This is a genomic window from Nonomuraea lactucae, assembly GCF_003313395.1.
Classification (GTDB): Bacteria; Actinomycetota; Actinomycetes; order Streptosporangiales; family Streptosporangiaceae; genus Nonomuraea; species Nonomuraea lactucae.
This window is the reverse complement of sequence record NZ_QNFZ01000130.1, coordinates 1-18,104: the sequence shown is the minus strand read 5'-3', so window position 1 is coordinate 18,104 and position 18,104 is coordinate 1. Positions and strand designations below refer to the sequence as shown.

Sequence of the window (18,104 nt, the reverse complement as noted above, 5' to 3'; positions counted from 1 at the left end):
GCTCCGCCGCCCGCGGTCGAGCGGGCCGGGCGGCGGGGCGAACCCGGGGCTGCCGCGCAGGCGCTCCACGCGCAGCACCTCCGCGCCGAGGTCGGCCAGCAGCATGCAGCCGAACGGGGCGGGGGCGAGGCTCGCGATCTCGATGACACGGACTCCGGTCAGGGGTCCCATGCGTTTGACTTCCTTCCGCTGAGCAGCGCTTCAACCGGCGACGAGGCCGGGGACGAGGCCGGGGACGGTCAGAGGGAGCGCGCGATGAGCTCCTTCATGATCTCGTTCGTGCCCCCGTAGATCTTCTGGACCCGGGCGTCGGTGTAGAGCCGCGCGATCGGGTACTCGGCCATGTAGCCGTATCCGCCGAACACCTGCAGGCACCGGTCCACGACGGCGCACTGCTGCTCGGTGAGCCACCACTTCACCTTCGAGGCCGCGACGGTGTCGAGCCGGCCCGCGAGGTGCCTCTCGATCGCCTCGTCGAGGAACGCCCAGGCGACGGACGCCAGCGTGTCGCACTCGGCCAGCGTGAACCTCGTGTTCTGGAAGGCCATCAGCGGCTTGCCGAACGCCGTCCGCTCCTTGGCGTAGTCGCTCGCCAGCCGCACCGCCTTCTCGACGGTCGCCGCCGCGATCACCCCGAGGAACAGGCGTTCCTGCGGAAGCTGCTCCATGAGCTGGACGAATCCGCGTCCCTCGACCCCGCCGATCAGGTTCGCGGCGGGAACGCGCACCTCCTCGAAGAAGAGCTCGCAGGTGTCCTGGCCGTGCTGGCCGATCTTGTCGAGGTTGCGGCCACGCCGGAACCCGGGCAGGCCGGCGGTCTCGACGCCGAACAGGCAGATGCCCTGCGCGCCGGCTTCGGGGTCGGTCGTGGCGACGACGATGACGAAGTCGGCCAGGTGCCCGTTCGAGATGAACGTCTTCGCACCCGTGATGACGTACTCGTCGCCGTCGCGCACCGCCCTCGTGCGCACGCCCCGCAGGTCGGAGCCGGCGCCGGGCTCGGTCATGGCGATGGCGCCGACGAGCTCGGCGGTCGCCATCCCGGGCAGCCAGCGGAGCCGCTGCTCCTCGGTGCCGTACGCGTTGACGTAGTGGGCGACGACCGTGCTGTGCAGCGGGCCGCCCCAGCTCGGGGCCAGCGCGCGGTGCTGCTCGACCAGGATGACCGCCTCGTGCGCGAACGTGCCGCCTCCGCCTCCGTACCGCGCCGGGATGCTCGCGCACAGCAGGCCGAGCTCGCCGGCCTTGGTCCACACCTCCCTGTCCACGTGCTGCTGACCGGCCCAGCGCTCCTCGTGCGGGAGGCACTCCTTGCGGAAGAAGTCGCGGGCCAGGCCGGCGAGGAGGTCGAGCTCCTCGTCCATCCAGCGTGAGCGATGGGGCCGCACGACGCCCCCTACGCCCACGCGCTGAGGCGCTTGTGGAGGTCGTCGATCTCCCACGGCCCGTCCGTCTCGACGGTCTCGCCGACCCGCCACCTGTCCAGGGCCGAGATCGTGCCGCCCTGCACCGCGAGCACCCGGCCGGTGAACGGGCAGGCGTCGCCGGCGAGGTAGGCCGCGACGGGCGCGACGTTCTCCGGGGCGAGCGTGTCGAACTCACCGTCCGGCACCTCCTTGGCGAACATCTCGCCCATGCCCGGGGTCGCCAGGGTCAGCCGGGTGCGCGCGACCGGCGCGATGGCGTTGACGCGCACCCCGTACCGCTGGAGCTCGGCCGCGGCCACCTGGGTGAGCTCGGCGATGCCCGCCTTGGCCGAGCCGTAGTTGGCCTGTCCCGGGAGCGTCATGAACGTGCCCGAGGCCGACGCGGTGTTGACGACCGACGCCCGCACCGCGACGCCCGCCTTCGAGCGCGCCTTCCAGTGGTCGGCGGCGTGCCTGAGCATCGCGAAGTGGCCCTTGAGGTGCACCGCGATCACGGCGTCCCACTCGCTCTCGTCCATGCCCGTGATGAACCGGTCGCGCAGGATGCCGGCGTTGTTCACCAGGACGTCGAGCGTGCCGAACTCCTCGACGGCCTGGCAGACCAGCCTCCTCGCGCCCTCCCACGTCGAGATGTCGTCGGCGTTGGCCACGGCGCGCCCGCCGGCCGCCACGATCTCCTCCACGACGTCCTGCGCGGGGCCGGTGTCGGCACCGCTTCCGTCGTTGGCGGTGCCGCGGTCGTTGACGACCACGGCGGCTCCTTCGGCCGCGAAGCGCAGCGCGTGTGCCCGGCCGATCCCGCGGCCGGCGCCGGTGATGATGGCGACCTTGCCGTCCAGGGCGTTCATCGGCATCTCTCTCCTGTTCTGGTGGATTCGGTGGATGGGGTCAGCGTTCGGCCGGCCGGTACGCGGTCACGACCACGGCCCCGCCGAGCCCGATGTTGTGCTGGAGCGCGACCCGGGCGCCCTCGACCTGCCTCGCGCCGGCGGTGCCGCGCAGTTGCCAGGTGAGCTCGGTGCACTGGGCGAGCCCGGTGGCGCCCAGCGGGTGCCCCTTGGAGATGAGCCCGCCGGACGGGTTGACCACCCACCTGCCTCCGTAGGTGGTGTCCCCCGCGTCCACGAGCGTGTGCCCCTCGCCGACCGGCGCCAGCCCGAGGGCCTCGTAGGTGAGCAGCTCGTTGGGCGAGAAGCAGTCGTGCAGCTCGATGACGTCGACGTCGCCGGGGCCCAGCCCGGCCTGCTCGTACACGGCCCGCGCGGCGACGGCGCTCATGTCGGCCCCCACGATGTCCCGTGCCGTTCTCGACTCGAACGTGGAGGGCAGGTCGGTGACCAGCGCCTGCCCGACGACCTCGACCGCCTGGCCGGCCAGGCCGTGCCGGTCGACGAAGTCCTCGCCCGCCACGACCACCGCGCTGGAGCCGTCGGAGGTGGGCGAGCACTGGGGGCGGGTGAGCAGCATCGGCTCGTAGATCATCTTCTCCGCCCGGATCCGTTCCAGCGGGTACTCCTCCTGGAACTGGGCGTAGGGGTTGGCGACGGAGTGGCGGTGGTTCTTCTCCGCGATCCTGGCGAAGTGCTCGGGCGTGGAGCCGTACTCCTTCATGTGCTCGACCCCCGCGGCCCCGAACATCCACGCCGTCATCGGGAAGGCCGGCTCCACCAGCTCCGCGAGCGCCCGGGTGTGCCGCGCCAGCGGCTGCTCGCGGTCCTCGAAGACGCTGCCCAGCGAGCCGGGACGCATCTTCTCGAAGCCCAGGGCCAGCGCGCAGCCCGCCAGGCCGCCCCGTACGGCGCGCACGGCCTGGTACAGCGCCGTCGAGCCTGTGGAGCAGTTGTTGTTGACGTTGACGATCGGGACGCCCGTCATGCCCAGCTCGTAGACCGCCCGCTGGCCGGCCGTCGAGTCGCCGTAGACATAACCGACGTAGACCTCCTCGATCTGCTCGAAGCCGATGCCCGCGTCGCGCAGCGCGAGCGTTCCCGACTCGCGAGCCATGTCGGGGTAGTCCCAGTCCGCCCGGCGACCGGGTTTCTCGAACCTCGTCATGCCGACACCGACGACGAACACCCTGTTACCGCTGCTCATGGCCCCTCCCTGGGTCCTGTGGTCCGTGGCTCAGGCACGCGCGACCTCGGCGAGGCCGTCCTTGATCAAGGGGGTGCCGTCGTCGCCGGTGCTCTCGAAGGCGTAGCCGTCGCGCCCTTCCCGGGCTCCCGACCGCCAGATCGAGGTCGTCATCTCCTGGCCCGGCCGTGCCGGGGCGCTGAACCGGACGGCGAGGCGCCTGAGCCGCTCGGGGGCCTCCGGCGCCACCCGCGACAGGATCGCGTGCGAGGTGAACGCCATGGTGCACAGGCCGTGCACGATGATGCCGGGCAGGCCCGCCCTCCTGGCGATCTCGTCGTCGAGGTGGATCGGCATGGTGTCGCCCGACGGGCCCGCGTACCGGAAGGTCTGGTCGTCGTCGAATCTCTGCCGCACCGTGAAGTCGGGCGCCCGCTCGCGCAGGGCCTCGTCGAAGCGGTGCGGCGGGGGCGGCGTGCCCACCTCGTGGGGCCAGGCGCCGCCCCGGAAGAAGGCGGCGAAGTACTGCTCGTTGACGGGCTTGCCCTGCTCGTCCCGCGTCTGCGCGACCGTGGTCACCACGACCCCGGAGGACTTGCCGTGGATCCCGGCCACCCTGGCGCGGCAGCGCAGCGTCTCGCCGGGCACGATCGGCCGGTGGAACCGGAAGTCCTGCTCGCCGTGGAGGATGCGCATCGTGAGCTCGTCCGGGACGGCGGCCAGCGTGGTCGCGGCCAGTTCGGTGAAGACGGGCACGACCGCGAAGACAGGCGGAGCGACGGCTCCCTTCAGGTGCCGGGCTGTCGGGTCGTTGGTCGCCTCGGCGTAGGCGACGGTCCGCTCCCGGTCCACCGCGAACGTGATCTCGTCGCTCCAGCGCCCGACGCGGGCTCTGTCGAAGTGATGCTCGGACAAGTCTCACCCTTTCCTGACTTCGGGGTCGGACATCAGCTCCGACCGAAGGACCTTGCCCATCGCGTTGCGGGGCAGACGGGGATGGAACACGACGTCGCGCGGCACCTTGTGGCGGGCCAGGTTCGCCTTCACGAACGCCCGGATCTCCTCGGCGGCCGGCGACGCGCCCGGCCGCGGGACGACGTGGGCTGCCAGCCGCTGCCCGTACTCCTCGTCGGGCACCCCGCACACGCAGACCTCGGCGACGTCGTCGCGGGTGAGCAGGAGATCCTCGACCTCGCGGGGGTAGACGTTCTCGCCACCGGAGACGATCATGTCGTCCTCGCGGCCGTCCACGAAGAGATTGCCGTGCGCGTCGAAGTGGCCGACGTCGCCGGTGGACATCATCCCGTCCACGACCCGCTTGTTCCCGCCGTCGGTGTAGCCGGAGAAGCTGAGCCTCGTGGCGACGTGGATCGCGCCGGTCGTGCCGGGCGCGGAGATGACGCGGTCCTCGGCGTCGAGCAGGCGGACGACGACGCCGACGGGCGGCTTCCCGGCGGAACCGGGGGAGATCCTGAGGTCCTCCGGCGTGGCGACGGTGCACACCGAGACCTCGGTCGAGCCGTACATGTTGTAGACCACGTCGCCCAGCACCTCCGCGGCCCGCGCCGAGAGCCGCTCGGACAGCAGGGAGCCGCCGCAGAAGAAGATCCGCAGCGCCGACAGGTCGTGCCGCCTGATCTCCTCCTCGCCGAGGTCGAGGATGCGCTTGAGCATCGTCGGCACGGCGACGACGGCCGTGCACCCGTGCCGCTCCACGAGCTCCAGGGCGTGCCGCGCGTCGAACCGGTTGCTCAGGACCACCCGTGAGCCGAAGCTGAAGGCCGTCATCATGTGGAACAGGCCGATCGCGTGGAACAGCGGGACGGCCACGTACGTGCTCTCGCGGACCCGGAGCGGGATCCGGTCCAGCAACTGGACGACCCCGTCCGTGGACCTCACCCTGCGCGGAGCGCCCTTGGGCAGGCCGGTCGTCCCCGCGGTGAGCAGGATGATCGTTCCGGGCCGGGCCGGCTCCGGCGGGCTCGCGCCCCTTCCTTCGGCCACAAGCTCGTCCAGCGACGTGGCGGTCGTGGCGCCGTCACCCGCCCGGTACCCCTCGTACAGGGCCAGGCCGTGGAGCCCGGGGACCAGACCGGCGAACTCGGCGTCGTGGACCAGCACCGTGACGCCCTCGCGGGCGACGACCTCCCGGAGCTGCGGCCCGCCGAAGCCGGAGTTGAGCATGACCAGCGTCGCGCCGAGCTTGGCCGCGGCGAGGACGGTCTCGACGGCGGCGCGGTTGTTGCGGCCCATCAGCCCGATGACGGCCTCCGGCCCGATCCCTCTCGCCGACCAGGCGGCGGCGATCGCGTCCGTGCGCGTGTCCAGCTCGCGGTAGGTCATCTCGCCGAGGTCGTCCACGAGACCGACGCGGTCGGGGTCGTCGGCGACCGCGGCCCTGATCGCGGCGGGCATCGGACCCCACCGGTCGGCATCGCGCTTGAGCCGCAGCAGCCGGCCGGGCTTCCACGGGTTCAGCACCCCCGCCCGCACGAGCACCCTCAGTGCGTGCAGCGGCGGGATTCTCGTCTCCGACGGTGCGCCCATGCTCGTTCCTCTGTTTCATACCGGGTGGATCGGGGCTGTGCGGAAAATCTAAATCGGGGGGCCTCTCCAGCTGGACGACCCAACCTCGCAGGATGCGTGACCGAAGTGCTCGCGCTTTGGCGGCGTCGCGGGCGTCTGCTACCGTCGGCGGCACGGCAAGGGAAGTGTGCTATGTCCACGAACGGCGTTGCGGTCCAGTTCCTCCGCGCGGCCATCGCCTCCGCCGAGACAGCCGGGATCGACGTCCGTCGCGCGCTGCGCGACCCCTCGCTGTGGCCCGCCCTGACACGGCCGAACGCCTCCCACGTCAGCTGCGAGCAGACGATCAAGGTGATGCGGGTCCTGTGGCGGCTCACCGGCGACGAGCTGCTCCGGCTCGGGCCACGGCCGGTCCCCCCGGGCACCTTCCGCATGATCTCGCTCGGGCTGATCCACGCGCCGGACCTGCGGACCGCGCTCGGGCGCCTGGTCGAGTTCGCGTCGATCACCACCGGCTACACGCGCAGCCGTCTCGTCGTGGACGGCTCCGGCTGCCGGATCGAGATCGCCGCCGAGCCGGCCGTCGAAGTACGGCCGCTCGCGGCCGAGATCATGCTCACCCTCGTGCACCGGTTCCCGGCGTGGCTCGTCGCGCAGCGGATCCCGCTCTCGGGGCTGGAGCTGCCTTTCCCCGAGCCCCACTACAGCGCCGAATACGCGCCGATCTTCGGCAGGACGCCGTCCTTCGACGCTCCCGTGGCGTCGATCTCCTTCGACGCCCGCCTTCTCGCCGCCCCCGTCGTGCGGGAGGAGCGGGAACTGCTGCACTACCTCCGCCGGTCGCCGACCGATCTGATCCACCAGCGCGACTACGGCACGACGACCGCCGACCGGGTGCGCAATGTCCTCGAACGCGGCGACATGAGCAACTGGGCGCGCGCCGACGACGTGGCCGCCCGGCTGTCGATCAGCGCCCAGCACATGCGCCGCCTCCTGCGGCAGGAGGGCACCACGTTCCACGAGATCCGGGAGGAGCTCCTCCGCGACATCGCCGTCGCCAGCCTGCAGCGCGGCAGGGAGTCCATCGACGAGATCTCCCACCGGCTCGGGTTCTCCGAGCCCAGCGCGTTCCGGCGTGCCTTCACGCGCTGGGTCGGCAGCCCACCGGGCGAGTACCGCGACCGGCACGCCCTCACGGCGAGGGGCTGAGCCGGGAGCGCCGCCGGTGGACCGAGACGCCGATCGCGGCGACCGTGCCGGCCAGGCACAGCCAGGCGAAGGCGTCGCCGACCACGCGGTAGACGGTGGTGGTCCCGCGCGTGGGCACGTCGGAGAACACCACGTGCCGGTCCGCGCCCCCGTAGTCGTGCGCGGCGAGGACCCGGCCCTGCGGGTCGAAGGCTCCCGACACGCCGAACTCGCCCTGCCGGATCATCGCGTACCCGTTCTCGATCGAGCGCAGGTTCGCCTTCTGGCTGTGCACCAGGCCGATCTCCGCCCAGTCGCGGGCGGGCACGATCATGATGTCCGCGTCCACGCGCATCAACTCGGGGAAGTCGGCGTCGAAGCAGATCACCGTGGCCAGCCGCCCGTAGGGCGTCCGGGTGACGGGCACGACGCCGTCGCCGGGTGGGTACGCCTCCAGCCCGGGGATGGGGTGGGCCTTGTTGTAGACCCAGACCTGCCTGCCGGTGGGGTCGAACATGTACGTGCGGTTGGCGGCGTACGGGGCCCGTGGCAGGAAGAGGGACACGGCGGCCTGGAGGTAGACGCCGTTCTCGCGGGCGACGGCGGCCACCTGGCTCAGGAAGGCCCGCTCGTCGGCGGCCAGGACGCCGGCCGCCTGCTCGGACCACATCACGATCTCCGCGCCCGCCTGCGCCGCCTCCCGCGTCCTGGCCAGCAGATTGGCGTTGACCTTGCCGAAGGCGGCCCGCACGGCCGCCTGGTCCTGTCCCGCCACCTTCTGGGGGGTGGAGTCCTCGCCGATCACGCCGCGCAGCTCCCGGGTGACCGAGGTGTCCGGGCTGATGCCCGCAGCCCGTACGGTGTCGCCGTCCGGTGCGAAGAACGCGAGCCGCGCCCCGCCCGCCAGCAGCAGGAGCAGGAGCACGGCGGCGAAGGAGCCCACCACGGTGCGCGCCCCGCGCCTGTTCTCCCGGTGCTCCCAGACCCTGTTGTCCCAGATGTGGTTCGCCACCGTGGCGAACCAGCCGATGAGAAAGCCCACGCCGTAGGGACCGGTCACCGACACGACCTGGAGCAGGGCCAGGCTGTCATGCTGGGTCGCGGCCGGCACGCCGAACGCGGTGCCGAACGGGCTGATGACCGTCATGAGGAACTCGCAGGCCGCCAGCGCCGCCGGGAACAGCAGCAGGGCCGTGGCCGTGCCCACCGCCGGCGTGACGAGCCGGTCCACGACGTACGGCACGACGGTCAGGGTGCCCAGCGCGATGACCCCCAGGACGGTGATCGCCGTCATCGGCACGGCGGTCTCGACCATCCAGAACACCCCCGCCAGAGCGGACGCCACCCACACCATCAGCAGGCCGTTGAGTGCCGGGCCGGTCCGGGCGAACCTCAGGAGGAATACGGGGGACAGCCAGGCCGCCACCGCGACGTCGAAGCGGCCGTGGACGGCGAGGAGCCACAGCAGCGTCCCCGCCGCCAGCCAGGCCCAGCGCCACCGAACCCGGGCCGCCGGTGGCCCCCCGGGGGGCACGTCGCCCGTCCCGCTTCGCCGGACATCCTGATCTGTGTGCATCTGATCCTCCACTGCCGTCGGAGCCTTCGCCCGATGACCGCGCGGCCGCATCACTCCGCGCCGACGGAGGACACAGACGGAGGGCGTCGGCTCGGCGCCGGTGGGGTGCTGGTGGGATGCCGACGGAGGGGCGCCGGAGAGGGCAGGCGGGCGGACGAGAGCGGGCGTGGGATGACGCTAACCGGCGTGCCCGCCCGGGGGCTGTGACCGGAGCTCTCCTCTTCCATGACCGAGCCGATCGAGATCGGCCCGGCCGCCACCGCGCGCACCGGCGGCGCCCGGGGGTCAGGGCTCGTCGGCGAACTTCACCGTCACCTTCGCGAACCCGAGCGACTTCAGCAGCCCCTCCAGCATGGCCTTGGTGTTGGCGTCGGCCCTGGACCGCAGGTCGCTGGAGGTGGCCGCCTCGGCGATCTTCTTCTCCGCGAGCACGTACAGCTCCCGCTGGTCCCCCGGAGAGGACGACAGAAAGTCGGACACCCGGTCGAGCAGCCCGCGCTGCTGCGCGAAGACGTAGGAGCGCCGGTTGTCGAGGTTCGGCTTCTCGAGCTGCGCGCGCGGCAGGCGGACGGTGACCTCGGTACGGTCGGCGTTGACCGTCACAGCGCCGGCGGCCAGCGCCGAGAAGTCGACGTAGGCGTCCACCGAGCCGGCGCCCACGAACAGGGTGCGGGTGCCCTTGACGGCGTCGGGCAGGAAGTTGGCGTCCTTCTCCAGATCGACGACGACCTGGAAGTTGCCCGTCGCCGCCTCGAACCGGCTCAGGTCCTTGATCGACTGCAACAGCACGGGCTGGCTGCGGTCGATGGGCTGCTCGCCGAACGGATCGAGCCAGCTCCACGCCAGCCGCCCGCCCACCACGAGCAGCACCGCGAGCACCAGGACGCCCGCGACATATCGCCACCTGCGGCGCCGCCCCGGGGTGACCGTGGGGGGCGCCGTTCGGGAAGTCGTCATGTCATGGACCTACCCGGCCAGCGATGATCATTGCCAGCGTTTTGGTGACATCTCCGGCCCCCAGCTCGGTGAGGGCTTGTCGCTCGGGCCCGGATAGACCGGGTAGACCTGCGGCGTGGTGGAGGCCGTCGCGGCCAGGGGAGCGGCCGGCGTCCCTGCCGGGAGCCCGGCCAGGGCCTCCGCGGGACCGCCGCCGAAGTGGGTGCTCGACAGCTTGCACGACTGGAAGTCGCTGAAGAACATGCGCAGCCAGTCGCGCCGCTGGTGCTCGCTCAGCCCCGAGAACCAGGCCGCGGCGTACTGGTGCTCCGGCAGCGGCCCGCCGGGCAGCGGCTCGCCGCGCAGCCAGGCCATCACGATGTCGCGGTAGCCGTCGGCGGGGATGCCGGGGCACTTGGCCGCGAGCGACTCGACGTACTCGTAGGACGCCTCGTCGGCGAACCCCGCGGACAGGTCGCGCACGTGGATCGGCGCGAGGCCCGCGGACGGCCTGAGCTCGTCCTCCAGCGGGCGCTGCTCCACCCGGGTGAACGCCGCCGGCGTGCCCGCCAGCCTTGAGGCGATCTTGGTGAACGAGGCCCCCACCTCGGTGAGGCCCGCCCGCATGCCCGGATGGAGGCAGACCGTGATCGGCCACTCCTGGCAGGCGTAGGCGATGTCCTGCGCCGCCGCCGGCTTCGGCTCGGCCAGCAGCCGCGCCACCCCCGCGCCCGCGGCCAGCACGGCCAGCAGCGCGAACGCGAGCACCAGCGCCTGCCTGGTGACCATCGCCGTCCAGCCCAGCAGCAGCGCCGTGGTGACGCCGAGCAGCCAGATCGTCTGGTCGAAGAACGCCGCCGCGCTCAGCCCCTGGAACAGGTCGTACGGCTCACCCGTGCCCGGCGCCAGCCGGTCGGCCCAGGTCTCGCCGTCGGCCAGCCAGCTGAACAGCCCGTAGCAGCCCAGCCCGGCCAGCGGCGGCGTGACAGCCCGGGGCGCGAGCCAGCCCGCGACCCACCCGATCACCGAGTACAGGGCCAGCCCCGCCATGCCCACGCCCAGCCCGGGCAGGCTCAGCCGTCCCGCCTGCTCGGTGAGCACGGTCTTCACGGCCAGCACCAGCACGGTCGCGGCGAACGAGCCCAGCACGACCACGACGATGGCCAGCGGCGCCTTGAGCGCCCGCCACGCGTTCAGCGGCCGGCCGCGCAGCGCCCGGCGCTTGCGCAGCGCCACCCACGCGGCGAAGGCGGCGGCCACGGGCCCCGTCAGCCGGAGCGAGCCGATGACCGCGGCCACGATGTTCTCCCAGGCGTCCACGCCAGGAATCAGGACGCTCCACGCCGCGACCAGGCCGAGCGCGAGCAGCACGGCGACCGTGACGGCCGCGCTCTGCTTCAGCTCCTCACGTGAAACGCCCGCGTGCTCACGCACGCGTCTTCCCGTTCAAGTTCATCAAGCACCCCCGTGCCCCCTTGGCGAAAGCGGAAGAAAACAGTCCGGGCAGGTCCCCACCGCCGGTGGACTTGGGATCCGCGTCACCATTCGATGCGAGAACCATAACTGAGCGTGATGATTGACGTCCGGATTCTTGGCCAAGCAGTGAATCTGATAGCTCAGAGTAACCAGGCCAAATGGGACGAGTAGCGCGCTACCGTAGCGCTGTGTCTCAGCCGAAGCCGCTCAATCTGCCGTTCGACCCCATCGAACGCGCCGCGCAGACCTGGCGTGTTCAATTCGGACCCTCTTCCGCCATGGCCGCCGTCACTTCGATCATGAGAGCGCACCAGATACTGCTCTCGCAACTTGACTCGCTCCTCAAGCCCTACGACTTGACCTTCGCGAGGTACGAGGCCCTGGTGCTCTTGACCTTCAGCAGGACGGGCGCGCTGCCGCTGTGGAAGATCGGAGAGCGTCTCATGGTCCACCCGACCAGCGTCACGAACACGGTTGACCGGCTGGAGAGGTCGGGATTGGTGAGCCGGATGCGCAACCCGCGAGACGGGCGCGGCGTGCTCGCGGAGATCACCGACGCGGGCCGCGACGTCGTACGGCGGGCGACGGCCGACCTGATGGCGGCGGACTTCGGGCTCTCGATGTACGGCGAGGACGACCAGCGGCGCATGTTCGACCAGCTCCGCACGCTGCGGGTGGCGGCGGGCGACTTCGGCGGGTGACGCGGGGGCGGCCCCGCCCGGTGGCTTCGCGGTTCCCGCGAATGCGGCAAGATGAGGAGCATGGCGGACTTCTCAAGGCCCGGGTCGCTCTACGGAGCGATCGACCTGGGCGCGCGTAAGCAGGCTCTGGAGGCGCAGGCCCGGCGCGAGGCCGCGGGGCCCCAGGCGGCGTCGGCCGGCTCGGCCGGCTCGGTCGTCGACGTGACCGAGGAGACCTTCACGACCGACGTCGTCGACCGCTCGATGACCGTGCCCGTCGTGCTCGACCTGTGGTCGCCGCGGGCCCCCGGCAGCGCCCAGCTCAGCCCGGTGCTGGAGAAGGTCGTCGGCGGCCTGGGCGGCAGGGCCGTCCTCGCCAGGGTCAACGTCGACGCCAGCCCGCAGATCGCCCAGGCGCTGCGCGTGCAGGCGGTGCCGACGGTGCTGGCCATCTTCCAGGGGCAGGCCGTCACCGGCTTCCAGCAGGTGCTGCCCGAGCAGGAGGTGCGCCGCTGGCTCGACGAGCTGATGGGCGCGGTCGAGCAGTTCTACCAGGCCAACCCCGACGCCCGGCCCGCCCCGGCGGGTGACGAGGAGGCGCCCGCACCGCCTCCGGCCGACCCCGACCTGGCGGCGGCGGAGCAGGCCATCGAGAAGGGCGACCTCGACGAGGCGGCCGCCGCCTACGAGCGGCTGCTGGCCCGCTCGCCCGGCGACGAGGACGCCAAGATGGGGCTGGCGGGCGTCAACCTCATCAAGCGCACCGAGGGCGTCGACCCCGCCGAGGTGCAGCGCCGCATGGCGGACCCCTCCGACATGGACGCCCAGCTGCTCGCCGCCGACCTGGAGATGCTGTCGGGCGCGGTGGACGAGGCGTTCGACCGGATCATCGGCGTGGTCAAGCGCACCTCGGGCGACGACCGTGACCAGGCCAGACGCCACCTGCTCGGGCTGTTCGAGGCGCTGCCCTCCGACGATCCCTCTCTGGCCAGAGCACGCAGAGCCCTGGCGAGCGCGCTGTTCTGACCCGGAGGCTCTAACCTGGAGCTATGCGGGTCGTCACGATCTCGGCGACGTACGGCACGGCCGGGAGTCACATCGGCCCGGCAGTGGCCGAGCGGCTTGGCGTGCCCTTCGTCGACCGCGCCATCCCCAGCGCCGTCTCCCAGGAGCTCGGCTGCACCCTGGAGGAGGCGCTGGTCCACGACGACAGGGCCGAACACGGCCTCGGCAGGATCCTGTCCAGCGCGATGCGGCTGCCGACGGTCACCTTCGGAGGCGTGGACATGTACGTCCCCGGCGCGATGCCCCTCGCGCCGGAGGAGTTCGTCCGCCGTACCGAACGCATACTCAAGGAGACGGCCCGTACCCAGGGCGGCGTCTTCCTCGGCCGGGCGGGGGCCATCGTGCTCGCCGACCATCCCGGCGCGCTGCACGTCAGGCTCGACGCCCCGCTGAACCGGCGGGTGCGGCAGACCGCGACCTTCGGCGAGATCAGCGAGCGCGCGGCCCGCAAGATCATCGAGGACGCCGACCGGGCCCGCACCGCCTACGTGCGCCACTTCTACCGGGCCGACTGCACCGACGCCTGCCTGTATCATCTGGTGATCGACAGTACGACCATCCCCGTGCCCACCTGCGTGGACTTGGTGGTCGCCGCAGCCGAGGCGCTGGACTGAACCGGTTCCCCCTACCATGGGAGGACTTCCTGGTCAGGCCCGAAGGAGCGATTGACGTGGCGACCGTCCCCAGTGTGTCGTACTCCATCACCGTGCGGCTCGAGGTGCCCGCCGGCGGCAAGGCCGTCAGCCAGCTCACCCACGCCGTAGAGTCGGCGGGGGGCGTGGTCACGGCCCTCGACGTCACCAACGCGGGCCACGAGAAGCTCCGCATCGACGTCACCTGCGCCGCCAGGGACACCGACCACGCCCAGGCCATCGTCGACCAGCTCGAGGCCGTCGAGGGCGTCGTCATCCACAAGGTCTCCGACCGCACCTTCCTCATGCACCTCGGCGGCAAGATCGAGATGGTGTCGAAGGTGCCGCTGCGCAACCGCGACGAGCTGTCCATGGCCTACACCCCCGGCGTCGCCCGGGTGTCGATGGCGATCGCCCGCAACAAGGAGGACGCGCGGCGGCTGACCATCAAGCGCAACACGGTCGCCGTGGTCACCGACGGCTCGGCGGTGCTCGGCCTCGGCAACATCGGCCCGGAGGCGGCGCTGCCGGTGATGGAGGGCAAGGCGGCGTTGTTCAAACGCTTCGCGGGCATCGACGCCTGGCCCATCTGCCTCGACACGCAGGACGTCGACGAGATCGTCCGCACGGTCCAGCTCGTCGCGCCCGGCTTCGGCGGCATCAACCTGGAGGACATCTCCGCGCCGCGCTGCTTCGAGGTGGAGCGGCGGCTGCGCGAGCTGCTCGACATCCCGGTCTTCCATGACGACCAGCACGGCACCGCCATCTGCGTGCTCGCCGCCCTCACCAACGCGCTGCGCGTGGTGCGCAAGTCCCTGGAGGACGTGAAGATCACCATGGCGGGGGCGGGCGCGGCCGGCAACGCGGTGCTGCGCCTGCTGATCGCCGCGGGCGCACGCAACGTGGTGGTCTGCGACTACCTCGGCGCCGTCCACAAGGGCCGTGACGACCTCGACGCGTCGCTGCAGTGGATCGCCGACCACACCAACGCCGAAGGCTACGCGGGCGACCTGCGCGGCGCGGTCAAGGACGCCGACGTGTTCGTGGGCGTCTCCGCGCCCGGCATCCTGACGGGCGACGACGTGGCCACGATGGCCCCGGACGCGGTGGTGTTCGCGCTGGCCAACCCCGAGCCCGAGGTCTCGCCCGACGACGCCCGCGAGCACGCCGCCGTGGTGGCCACCGGCCGCTCCGACTACCCCAACCAGATCAACAACGTGCTGGCCTTCCCCGGCGTGTTCCGCGGCCTCCTGGACGCCCAGGCGACGGAGGTCAGCCAGCAGATGCTGCTGGCCGCCGCCAGGGCCCTCGCCGCCGTCGTCTCGCCCGAGGAGCTCGGCCCCAACTACATCATCCCCAGCGTCTTCCACCCCGACGTGGCCACCGCCGTCGCCGCCGCCGTCCGCGAGTCCGCCGGCGGACGCGCCCGCGGCTTCACGGAGGCGTGACGACCCTTCGAAGACCGGCTTTTACGGCACGGCCAACGAGGGCCCACTCGCCGCACGGGGCTGAGCGCCTCCAGGGAGACGCCCGCTGACCCGCGTGTGGCGGGCCGCCGTCACGGCGCTTCGTGGGCCGTGCCCTCCGTTTCACGGCGTTTTCGCCTAGAGGCTGCTTCCTGGGTCGAATGGGTGCCTGGGTTGTCAGTCAACGTGCGGCCCCGCACCCGCCAGGTAGTCGTTGAGCTGTCGCCATTGGGTCGGGTGAATATCGAGCGTGCGGAGAGCCTCGGGCTCGACCCACCGCACGTCGCTAGCCTCGTCGTTGGCACCCGGCGCGCCTCCTACCGGGCGAGCGATGAGCATCACTTCGTACTCCTGGCGGATCTCCCCATCGGTGTAGGCGACGATGTGAGCGGGGTCCGAGTAGATGCCGAGTATGCCCACCGGCTCGACGCGAACGCCGGTCTCCTCCTCGGTCTCACGAACGGCGCACTGTGAGGGTGTCTCGCCGATCTCCATCTTTCCCATGGGCAACGCCCACTGTCCCGTATCGCGTCTGCGTTGCAGAAGGATGCGGCCCGCCTCGTCCACGGTGACTGTGCCGCATGCCGGTACCAGACCAAGGCTGCGCCTCGGCCCACACGCGCTCGAATGACGTCATGTAGTGGTCGGCGATCACCCCTCCGTCGAGTCGGCGAAAGTGAAAGGTCGGGTTGGCTGAAGCTGGCTCCCCGTACGCGTGAGGGTTCGCCAAGATGTCGTCGTCATAGCGGAACAGAGACGCGTACAACGTGATGGCGTGCAACCTGATCTCGCAGTTGTCGAGGTCAGGTAGAGCCTTGTAGTAGGTGAGGGACGAACGGATCTTGGCTGCCAAGGTCCCGCCAAGTCCCTCCTCACGATCTCGGATCTCGACGGCCTGTGCGGCCGGGTCGCCGAAGCAGAGGCGAACGGACACACCGCGTTCGGCGGCGGCAGCCAGCATGACCAAGACGTCTAAGCGTTCCTGCGCTTCGACCATGAGCCGTAGCCACAGCTCGCGGGGCACGCTGGCTCGATCGGGGAAGACCTCCACCAACTCGGATCGGCTCGCGCGACTCTTCTGTGGCTGGCTGCTTTCCAGGACGTCAGGCCATAGATATGTTTCGTCGGCACTGAGCTTCTTGGCCGCCGCCCACCGATGGCGACGATGCGGGACCCTGCCCGTGTTGATCCACCGTTCCACGGTCTTGGGCTCCACCCCGCAGACCTCCGCGAGGTCCTCCATCGCAACGCCGTGTCGCAACATCGCCGTTCGCAAACGTTCGTTCACGACTCTAGTGGACGTGACGCCCCAGGACGTTTCAAGGCCCTTGCGGGACGTTTCTTGATCTCCCAAGACGTTCCGGAGGTGTGCGGATGAGTCCGCAGGGGACAGTGCCCACGCTGCGCCAGTGGATGCCCTTGGCGGTCTGGACGAATGGAGATCGTTTCTGGTGGCAGGTCGGCCGCGCCGGCTCACATGGGCTACCCAGGTGTGCCTGGCATCCGGCCACCGACCCCGAACGGGCAGCCCGACGAATCGCCCTCCGGTATGCGGACCTTCGTGCCACACACCCGCTGTCCGAGCCGATCGCCGGGGAGCCATCCTGACTGTGACCCTGCGTGATGTGATCAGCGCATTCCCCGATTGGAAGATCCAGGAGGCTGCCGGGGGCTCTCGAATGTACGGTGCGGGGCCAACCTGGGCGAGTTGCACAAGCACCTGGAGGCCGAGTCTGCGAGGCCTGGCCTGATCTTCGTGACCAAGCCCTGAATTACATGCTCGTGCAGAGGAGTGCAGCGTCAGGGCGCTACGAGGGCAAAACGTGACATCCCTGGACCGGGGGAGCGAGATGGGTACTTGACCCCTCATCATGGAGGTATGGCGGAAGCGATCTACGTCGGCGGTCTGTTGGTGGCCACGCCGCTACTCGATGACCCCAACTTCCGGCGTAGTGTCGTCCTGATCCTCGAACACGACAACGACGGTGGCACCCTCGGTGTGGTGCTCAACCGGCCGAGCGAGATCTCCGTGACGCAGGTGCTCCCCGTGTGGGACCCGCTGGTCACCGGGCCGTCGGTGCTGTTCCAGGGCGGGCCCGTGCAGACCGACAGCGCGCTGGCGCTCGCGGCCGTCCCGAGCGGCGAGGAGCCGCTGGGCTGGCGCAGGCTGCACGCGGGCACGCCGGCGGTGTCGCGGCTCGGCACCGTGGACCTCGACGCGCCGCCCGAGATCCTGCAGGGCGAGATCTCCCAGATGCGGATCTTCGCCGGTTACGCGGGCTGGACGGCGGGGCAGCTGGAGAGCGAGATCGCCGAGGGGGCGTGGTACGTGGTCGACTCGGAGGCGGGCGACACCTTCCACGCCGAGCCCGGCTCGCTCTGGCGCCACGTGCTGCGGCGGCAGCCGGGCGAGCTGGCCTTCGTCGCGAACTGCCCGGACGATCCCACGCAGAACTAGCAGAACCAGCAGAACTCGCAGAACCGGCGGAACTCGGCGTGGCTCCCGGCCGGACGGCGGGGGCCGTGTCGCGTCGTGGGAAAGCGTTCGCGGGGGAGGTCGGCGGCGGGGCATAGACTCTGTGAGATGAGCACGAAGATCCTCCCCGAGCAGGAGACGACGCCTCGGACGTCGCACGGCGACGGCGATCACGAGCGGTTCGCGCACTACGCGGACAAGCACAAGATCACCGAGAGCATGGTGACCGGCACGCCGATCCGCGCCCTGTGCGGCAAGGTCTGGGTGCCGAGCCGTGACCCGAAGAAATATCCCGTCTGCCCCGAGTGCAAGGAGATCTACGAAGGTCTGCCACCGGGCGGCGGTGACGGGGGCGACGGCAACCAGTGAGTGTTGATGCCATGTGATCCTCGCCCGGAGGGCTACGGTCTGTAGTCAGACCTGACCAGACCGTCACGGGGGATTGCATGGCCCGGCGCGCGACCGCCGTCTCGTTGGCATGCCTGCTCGCGGCCGGGCTCACGCCGCCGCTCCACCTCGACGCCGTCGCGCTCGCGGCCTCCCGCTGCGCGCCACCGGCCGGGCACGCCCACGGGGCCCTGCG

Annotated in this window: 18 protein-coding genes; 7 read left to right on the top strand and 11 right to left on the bottom strand. The window is 71.1% G+C overall.

The features are described from left to right. From DQW85_RS09215 to DQW85_RS09190, 6 genes are all read right to left on the bottom strand, one after another. Positions 1 to 171: CoA transferase (locus tag DQW85_RS09215; RefSeq protein WP_205314997.1), on the bottom strand; the 171-nt coding region annotated here is incomplete at its 3' end. Between the two features lie 68 nt (positions 172 to 239). After that, the gene (locus tag DQW85_RS09210) at positions 240 to 1,364 is read right to left on the bottom strand and encodes an acyl-CoA dehydrogenase family protein (protein WP_113699947.1); all 1,125 of its coding nucleotides are present in this window, start codon (positions 1,362 to 1,364) and stop codon (positions 240 to 242) included. Positions 1,365 to 1,396: 32 nt separating this feature from the next. Next, on the bottom strand, positions 1,397 to 2,281 hold the full coding sequence (locus DQW85_RS09205; RefSeq protein ID WP_205314996.1) for an SDR family oxidoreductase: 885 nt from the start codon (positions 2,279 to 2,281) through the stop codon (positions 1,397 to 1,399). A 34-nt stretch (positions 2,282 to 2,315) separates the two neighbouring features. After that, positions 2,316 to 3,521 (bottom strand): lipid-transfer protein, encoded by a 1,206-nt coding sequence (locus tag DQW85_RS09200; protein ID WP_113699945.1) that lies wholly within the window; start codon positions 3,519 to 3,521, stop codon positions 2,316 to 2,318. A gap of 30 nt (positions 3,522 to 3,551) precedes the next feature. Further along, positions 3,552 to 4,415: a MaoC/PaaZ C-terminal domain-containing protein gene (locus DQW85_RS09195; RefSeq protein ID WP_113699944.1), complete on the bottom strand. Its 864-nt coding sequence runs from the start codon at positions 4,413 to 4,415 to the stop codon at positions 3,552 to 3,554. 3 nt (positions 4,416 to 4,418) lie between these two features. Beyond that, positions 4,419 to 6,047, bottom strand: a complete 1,629-nt coding sequence (locus DQW85_RS09190; protein WP_113699943.1) for an AMP-binding protein — start codon at positions 6,045 to 6,047, stop codon at positions 4,419 to 4,421. A gap of 171 nt (positions 6,048 to 6,218) precedes the next feature. Between DQW85_RS09190 and DQW85_RS09185 the strand changes: the two genes are divergently transcribed. Further along, on the top strand, positions 6,219 to 7,235 hold the full coding sequence (locus DQW85_RS09185; RefSeq protein WP_113699942.1) for an AraC family transcriptional regulator: 1,017 nt from the start codon (positions 6,219 to 6,221) through the stop codon (positions 7,233 to 7,235). Here the strand turns inward: DQW85_RS09185 and DQW85_RS09180 are convergent. The 3 genes from DQW85_RS09180 to DQW85_RS09170 form a co-directional block, all read right to left on the bottom strand. Beyond that, complete coding sequence (locus tag DQW85_RS09180) at positions 7,219 to 8,790, bottom strand: nitrilase-related carbon-nitrogen hydrolase (RefSeq protein ID WP_113699941.1); 1,572 nt, start codon at positions 8,788 to 8,790, stop codon at positions 7,219 to 7,221. The genes DQW85_RS09185 and DQW85_RS09180 overlap by 17 nt on opposite strands. A gap of 285 nt (positions 8,791 to 9,075) precedes the next feature. Continuing rightward, complete coding sequence (locus DQW85_RS09175) at positions 9,076 to 9,747, bottom strand: DUF4230 domain-containing protein (protein WP_113699940.1); 672 nt, start codon at positions 9,745 to 9,747, stop codon at positions 9,076 to 9,078. A 27-nt stretch (positions 9,748 to 9,774) separates the two neighbouring features. Then, entirely contained in the window at positions 9,775 to 11,160 is a 1,386-nt protein-coding gene (locus DQW85_RS09170) for a hypothetical protein (RefSeq protein WP_113699939.1), read from the bottom strand. Positions 11,161 to 11,360: 200 nt separating this feature from the next. Here DQW85_RS09170 and DQW85_RS09165 point away from each other — a divergent pair, with 200 nt between their 5' ends. The 4 genes from DQW85_RS09165 to DQW85_RS09150 are packed head-to-tail and all read left to right on the top strand — an operon-like array spanning position 11,361 to position 15,027. After that, entirely contained in the window at positions 11,361 to 11,903 is a 543-nt protein-coding gene (locus DQW85_RS09165) for a MarR family winged helix-turn-helix transcriptional regulator (protein WP_113699938.1), read from the top strand. Between the two features lie 60 nt (positions 11,904 to 11,963). Continuing rightward, positions 11,964 to 12,908: a tetratricopeptide repeat protein gene (locus tag DQW85_RS09160; protein WP_113699937.1), complete on the top strand. Its 945-nt coding sequence runs from the start codon at positions 11,964 to 11,966 to the stop codon at positions 12,906 to 12,908. A 23-nt stretch (positions 12,909 to 12,931) separates the two neighbouring features. Beyond that, the gene (locus DQW85_RS09155; protein WP_113699936.1) at positions 12,932 to 13,561 is read left to right on the top strand and encodes a cytidylate kinase-like family protein; all 630 of its coding nucleotides are present in this window, start codon (positions 12,932 to 12,934) and stop codon (positions 13,559 to 13,561) included. A 56-nt stretch (positions 13,562 to 13,617) separates the two neighbouring features. After that, positions 13,618 to 15,027, top strand: a complete 1,410-nt coding sequence (locus DQW85_RS09150) for an NAD-dependent malic enzyme (protein WP_113699935.1) — start codon at positions 13,618 to 13,620, stop codon at positions 15,025 to 15,027. A 195-nt stretch (positions 15,028 to 15,222) separates the two neighbouring features. Here the strand turns inward: DQW85_RS09150 and DQW85_RS09145 are convergent, their stop codons facing one another. Both DQW85_RS09145 and DQW85_RS09140 read right to left on the bottom strand, forming a co-directional pair. Then, on the bottom strand, positions 15,223 to 15,612 hold the full coding sequence (locus DQW85_RS09145) for an NUDIX domain-containing protein (RefSeq protein WP_205314995.1): 390 nt from the start codon (positions 15,610 to 15,612) through the stop codon (positions 15,223 to 15,225). Beyond that, the gene (locus DQW85_RS09140; RefSeq protein ID WP_205314998.1) at positions 15,500 to 16,333 is read right to left on the bottom strand and encodes a helix-turn-helix domain-containing protein; all 834 of its coding nucleotides are present in this window, start codon (positions 16,331 to 16,333) and stop codon (positions 15,500 to 15,502) included. Before DQW85_RS09140 ends, DQW85_RS09145 begins: the two co-directional genes overlap by 113 nt. Before the next feature lie 591 nt (positions 16,334 to 16,924). Between DQW85_RS09140 and DQW85_RS09135 the strand changes: the two genes are divergently transcribed. Beyond that, on the top strand, positions 16,925 to 17,503 hold the full coding sequence (locus DQW85_RS09135) for a YqgE/AlgH family protein (RefSeq protein WP_113699933.1): 579 nt from the start codon (positions 16,925 to 16,927) through the stop codon (positions 17,501 to 17,503). Between the two features lie 126 nt (positions 17,504 to 17,629). Further along, positions 17,630 to 17,890 (top strand): DUF3039 domain-containing protein, encoded by a 261-nt coding sequence (locus DQW85_RS09130; RefSeq protein WP_113699932.1) that lies wholly within the window; start codon positions 17,630 to 17,632, stop codon positions 17,888 to 17,890. Positions 17,891 to 18,104: the final 214 nt, after the last annotated feature.